The 6,033-nt window shown below is 37.5% G+C and carries 4 protein-coding genes; all 4 read right to left on the reverse strand.

Going from position 1 to position 6,033, the window contains the following annotated elements; genetic code table 11:
* Positions 1-3,192, reverse strand: a 3,192-nt coding sequence (locus AC1DDX_RS26515) for a TonB-dependent receptor (RefSeq protein ID WP_477622936.1), incomplete at its 3' end; no start/stop codon positions are given.
* A gap of 175 nt (positions 3,193-3,367) precedes the next feature.
* Positions 3,368-4,519: a FecR family protein gene (locus AC1DDX_RS26520; protein WP_477622937.1), complete on the reverse strand. Its 1,152-nt coding sequence runs from the start codon at positions 4,517-4,519 to the stop codon at positions 3,368-3,370.
* Positions 4,520-4,570: 51 nt separating this feature from the next.
* Complete coding sequence (locus AC1DDX_RS26525) at positions 4,571-5,176, reverse strand: RNA polymerase sigma factor (RefSeq protein ID WP_477622938.1); 606 nt, start codon at positions 5,174-5,176, stop codon at positions 4,571-4,573.
* Between the two features lie 121 nt (positions 5,177-5,297).
* The coding region (locus AC1DDX_RS26530) for a hypothetical protein (RefSeq protein WP_477622939.1) at positions 5,298-6,033 on the reverse strand (736 nt) is incomplete at its 5' end.

Consider the following 6,033-nt stretch of genomic DNA (forward strand, 5'->3'; position numbering starts at 1 on the left):
ATTTTGACCTGAAAGATATGCCCTTATTTTCCCAACATTTAACTGTTTTGCTATATCTTCTCCTACTGTATAACCCAATTCGAGCCTCTTAACTCTAACGTAAGCACCGTTTTCCAACCAACGATCACTATTTCCACGGGAGTTTAAATTTACATCTGCGAGTGTGAATCTTGGAAAATTTGAGTTGCTGTTTTCAGGCGTCCAGGCATTTAAAACTGAGGTAGATAAATTGGTATAAGCCGTCATTTGCTCTGTCCAGATCCTGCCTCCATTATAGATTTTATTCCCAAAAACCCCTTGCACCAATAAATTAAAATCGAAATTCCTCCAACCCAGTGTCGCCGCTATTCCTGTTTCCAGAGTTGGAATAGGACTTCCGCTATATTGTTGATCGTTGTTATCAATTTTACCATTATTATCGAAATCAACAAATTTTATATCTCCAGGCGAAGCGTTAGGCTGTATTTTTTGACCGCTTGATCCTTTATAAGCGTCAATCTCTGCCTGTGTTTTGAATATGCCGTCAGTTTTTATTAAGAAGAAACTTCCTATTGGATTGCCAACTTTAGCACGTTCTAAATCACCAAATTCCTGATTACCACTTCCTATAGTAATGGCGGTCATTCTATTGCGCATAGTAGTCATATTCCAACCTATTTTATAAGAAAAATCACCGGCTGCATCTGAGTAATCCAAAGCTAACTCGATCCCTTTGTTATTAATTGTACCGGCGTTAACTGTTGGTGTGCCACTAATCCCTGTACTGAGCGGTATTGGAACCGCCAACAATACACCACTTGCTGTTTTGTTAAACCAATCGAACACCAATGACATTTTCCCGTTAAGAAATGTTGCATCAAGGCCTGCATCAACCGATTTTGATTCTTCCCATCTTAAATTTTGAGGAGAAGCATTACCACTAGGAATAGATCCCACGATCACTCCACCGTTGGTAGCAAAACTTAAGTTGTTACTAATCCCATTAATTGTAGAATAGTTTGGTATCTGATCGTTTCCTAGCAAACCAATGCTACCTCTAATTTTTAATGAATTCATAAAGGCTGAAACTCCTGAGTTACCATAAAACTTCTCATTACTGATATTCCAACCTGCGGATAAAGCCGGGAACACACCGTAATAATAACCTTCACCAAACTTAGAAGATCCGTCTCTGCGAATTGATCCACTGATCATATACCTGGAATCATAAGAATAAGAAACCCTTCCGATAAGAGATTTCCTCCTGACATCGGCTAAATCTCCTCCTACTGATTGGTTGGACTTTTCAGATCCAAATGAATAAACTCCATTTGGGAGGTTATTTCCATTTGCATTAAAATTATTGCTTGTATCCTTTTGGGCAGTAAAACCGGCAAGCAATGAGATATTATGTAATCCAATCTTTTTATCGTAGCTAAGGGTATGTTCTAATAACCATGAACTAGAAACTCCGCTACTTTGACTTAGTCTTGGTTTGGCAAGTATTACATTACCATCATTATAGGCAAAGTCATAATTATTACCAAAGCCTCTATTTTCTGATATTGCACCATTGATTTTATACTTCAATTGATCAATCAATCTAATTTCGGCAAATACATCCGCAGTTACAGAGCTATTATTATTTCTATAATCACTGGAATTTAAAATAGCTACAGGATTTGAAAGGTTTTTCATCCCAGAGTTTACTCCACCCCAACCGCCTGGCTGGTTTGCAGGATTATAAACCGGAACAGTTGGAGGTACAATCAATGCACTCAATATGTTACTATGAGATTGATCTCCTCCCGGAGGTAGTGTGCGTCCGCCGGTTTTATTGTAAATAAAGGTCTCGCCAATTCTTATCCTACCTTTTTCGTATACCGATTTCGCTCTAAAATTAGCACTATTGAAATCAGTTTTTACGATTGTACCCTTTTGGTTCAGATAGCTTCCTGATAGGCTATATTGAAAATGTTCTGATCCTCCAGTAACATCGGCATTAGCTTTGTAAATTGGAGCGTTCCTAAAAATTTCATTCTGCCAATTGGTATTCGTTCCATTGTAAGCAGGAAAATTTCCTCCAACAGAATTTAATAATTTAGTCCATTGCTCACCGTCAAGCACATCCATGCGCTTAGCAATAGATTGGCTACTGTAAACTGCGTTAAACTGAACTTTAGGTTCCGTATTCTTTCTACCCAATTTTGTAGTAACTAAGATAACTCCACCTGCGGCTCTTGATCCGTAAATGCTGGCGGCCGCGGCATCTTTCAGCACTTCAATATTCTGTATATCAGAAGGATTCAACCCATCCAAACTACCAAAAGGAAAAGGCATCCCATCAATAACAACTAATGGACCGTTGGCACCAAGAGTTCCAGTACCACGAATTGTGATGTTGGACTTTGAACCAGGTGCACCTGTACTTGATTCAATTGAGACGCCGGCCACACGTCCCTGAAGTGCATCAGTTACATTGTTAGAAGCATTTGCGCTAAGTTCGTTTACATTTACAGATGCTATTGAACTTGTAATTTCGGTTTTACGTTTGGTTCCATAACCAATTACAACTACTTCAGTTAAATCACGCAACTGAGGTTTAAGGCGGATATTCATTACTCCTCCTTCTTGGACCTTTATTCTGGCTACTTCATATCCCACATAGGAAACCAATAAGATGGCACCGTTATCAGGGACATCTAGTTGAAATTCTCCATTCTGGTTGGTGGTCGCTGCTATCGCTGTGCCTTCTATCTTTACAGACGCTCCTGTAAGTGAAGTACCGTTTTCATCCGTGACTTTACCTTTTATCAATATTTTCTGTCCAATTATTTCCGACAGGGAAAGTATTGTCCTTGTTTTAATTACAACTGTTTTATCAACAATAGAATAAGCCAGCGGTTGATTTAAAAAACATTGGTTAAGTGCATCCTCAATAGATGCATTCTTAATGTTAATATTTATAAGGTTAGCCTTTCTGATTAGATCTGTATTGCCAATAAAGTAATAACTGGTTTGGCTTCTGATTTTCCGGATAATGGTTTCCAGTGAAGCGTTTTTTTCGCTCAGGGATATCTTTTGTGCCTTAGTTGAAGCACTTACCTGGAGTAAGCATGTTACTAATATGAGAAYGGTTAGCCTCATTATACGTATAATTTGTCCAGAATTTAATGCAAGCAGCTTAAATCCGGATTGATCGTAAAATTTCATACATTTGGTTTGTTTTGGTGGTACAACGAAGCACTTTACTCTTTTAAGAAGAAAGTCTACGTCGATAAATTGATTAGTTGTTTAGCTGAATTTTTTATCATGGCAAATCCAAACATCGGTCAGGGGTGTTCCCGCATCCCTGACTTTGTTTAAACTACCGTTAGTTCTGTATTTATTATGGCATAACGATAATTTTCCTCCCTTCTATTTTAAAGTGAACATTCCCTGTTGATTCTAACACTTTTAATAAGGATGATATATTTTTTGTTCGTTCTATTACACCTAAAAACGATAAATTTCCTTGCTTACCTTCAAATTCATAATCAACGTCGTACCATCTGGACACGCGATGCATAATGCTTTCCAGTTTTTCATCATTAAATACGAAATAACCATTTTTCCATGCAACGGCTTCTTCCAGACTGACCTGCATAACTTTAATCTCTTTAGCATTTTTATTAATCTGAGCCTGATCACCAGGAGTAAGCACCTTTTGGTTGCCCTGGGCTGTTACTTTAACTGACCCTTCTAATAAAGTTGTTTTTGTTGAAGCTTCATCAGCGTAGCTATTGATGTTAAAATGAGTACCCAATACTTCTACTTCCTGATTTTCAGCATGTACTATAAACGGCATCTCTTTGTTTTTAGCTACTTCAAAATATCCCTCTCCACTAAGTTCTACCAAACGTTTTTTCCCTTTAAAAGCAGCCGGGAATTTAAGTGATGATGCCGCATTTAACCACACATGAGTGCCATCAGGTAATATTACCTGATACTGTCCTCCGCGAGGTGTACTAATGTCAGAATTTCCAGTCATAGAATTTGCCTTGTAAACAAGGATACCATTAGCGGCTTTAATAATTGAGCCACCAGCTTGATTAGCGAGCTGATTGATAGTTGAATCAGTGAGCACCACACGTTCGCCATTTGGCAACGTAAGAGTGGCCTTATTTTCTCCAGGCGGGATATCCTGTTTCTTATAGGCTATATTTGTTTTTATCGGCAATAAATGTTCGGATTTAAAGAAAATTAATCCTGCGGCAAGCATCATCAGAAGAATAGCCGCCGCAGCTATCCATAATCTGTAATTAGATTTTTTTGAGTTCCCCTGTATTTCGGCTTGAATACCAGCCCACATTTCTTGCTCAATATTTGTTGTCCAATTATTTCTCTTTCCTGCACTATCCAGCGAAATTAAAATATCATCTTCCAACTGGTCTTTATAACGACCGGTTTTTATCATTGCCAGCAATTCATGCCATTCTTCCTCAGAAATGATATCTTCTTTAAAGTATTGTAATAGTATATGAAAACGGGCGCTCTTCATTATTGTAATTGAATTTTAACTAAAGACGATTCAAAAATGCAAATGGCCCAATCAGGAAAAAAAAATAATTAAAACAGCAAGAAAGGAAAGACTAATAGCGGTATCAATATGAGATTTAAAATAATCGCGTACACTTTTGCGACTCAACTCTAAATGCCGTTTAACTGTTAATTTAGAAACGTTCATTTTTTCAGCAATTTCAGCATAACTAAGCTCCTGTTCATTAACCAAAAGCCATGCTTCCTTTTGCTGAGGAGGTAATTGTCCTATCGCATTCTGCAATAATTTGTCGTATTCTATTTGCTCAATCTTTTCGTCTGTCGTATTTACAACATCACTCGCCCTTAAGGTTAATTCAGCAAAAAATTTAGTCTCTTTGGTGACTTTCTTAAAGTGATCGAGTGTTAAATTTTTGGCGATGATAAAAAGATAATCCTTTAAATTCTGTACGCCTTTTAATTTCTGACGATTGTTCCAGAATTTGACATAAACTTGTTGTACAAGTTCAATGGCTATGTGCTCATTTTTCACATAAGCCATTATAGCATTATAAATGTTCTTATTGGTCTGGTAGTACATTTGATTAAATGCCCGTTCATCGCCGGCAAAAATCTGTCTTAACAGTAAATTGTCATCATCAGCATTTTGCTTATCCAATCGTAACATATACCATAAAGCCCTAAGTTTATCCAGAGATATAACATCTCTAATATAAATATTTTAATCAACTGTTCAATCAATTATCCTACAATCTAAAATAGATTATTCAGCAAGAATTTTAGACACCCTTCACTTTTTTCGTTAAAGTATTGGTACTCAAAATAAAGCTGGCAGGTGCATAGGCTTTAAGCAGGAAAGACAATTTACCTCCAATGATATTGAGTGGCTTGCCAATTGCCTCCCCACGAAGATTTACAGGCGTAGCTTTGCGATAACCTGATCCTTTAGGCAGTTTAACACTAACATTATCCGAAATGCCACTTTGCTCCCATAAGCGCAAAACAATTTCTTTACCATCAGGGTTCTCTCCAAAGGCCGTAATTAACACTCCTTTTCTCGATATAGAAATACCTTCATTTTTTAAAGGTAATTGTCCGGCATCTTCATCTGAAACCCCAGTTAATAATGGCAAACGGGCCTCCCAGGATTTTTCCGTTAAGTTTGCAACTGTTTCGGAATTTTTATCTATAGGCCAGATTCGCACTCTTTCACTCCATGAACCTTCCTGCCATAATGGGAAATTCGTATTCCACATATTGTTATAAACATTTACAAACACAGAAGGTATTTTTGGAACATAATCTAAAGAGAACTTCCACAATCCCGGTTCACCTAAAGAAATTAAAGGAGAATCCTGGGGCATTAGCCCGATTCCTGATCTATCTTTCTGGGTAATTGAAACACCTGAATTTACTGCCATCAAATATTTATTACTACCCGAAATAAGATCGGTTGCGGGATTTATCGGGCCTCCCAAACGACCAACTGTAAATTTAGGGTCCTTAGCAGCAAAA

This window comes from Pedobacter sp. 10L46_2, from assembly GCF_056395165.1.

What these genes read in the sequence shown, in the direction of transcription:
- AC1DDX_RS26520 (WP_477622937.1), bottom strand. Translation starts at nt 4,519, where the DNA reads ATGAAGAGCGCCCGTTTTCATATACTATTACAATACTTTAAAGAAGAT.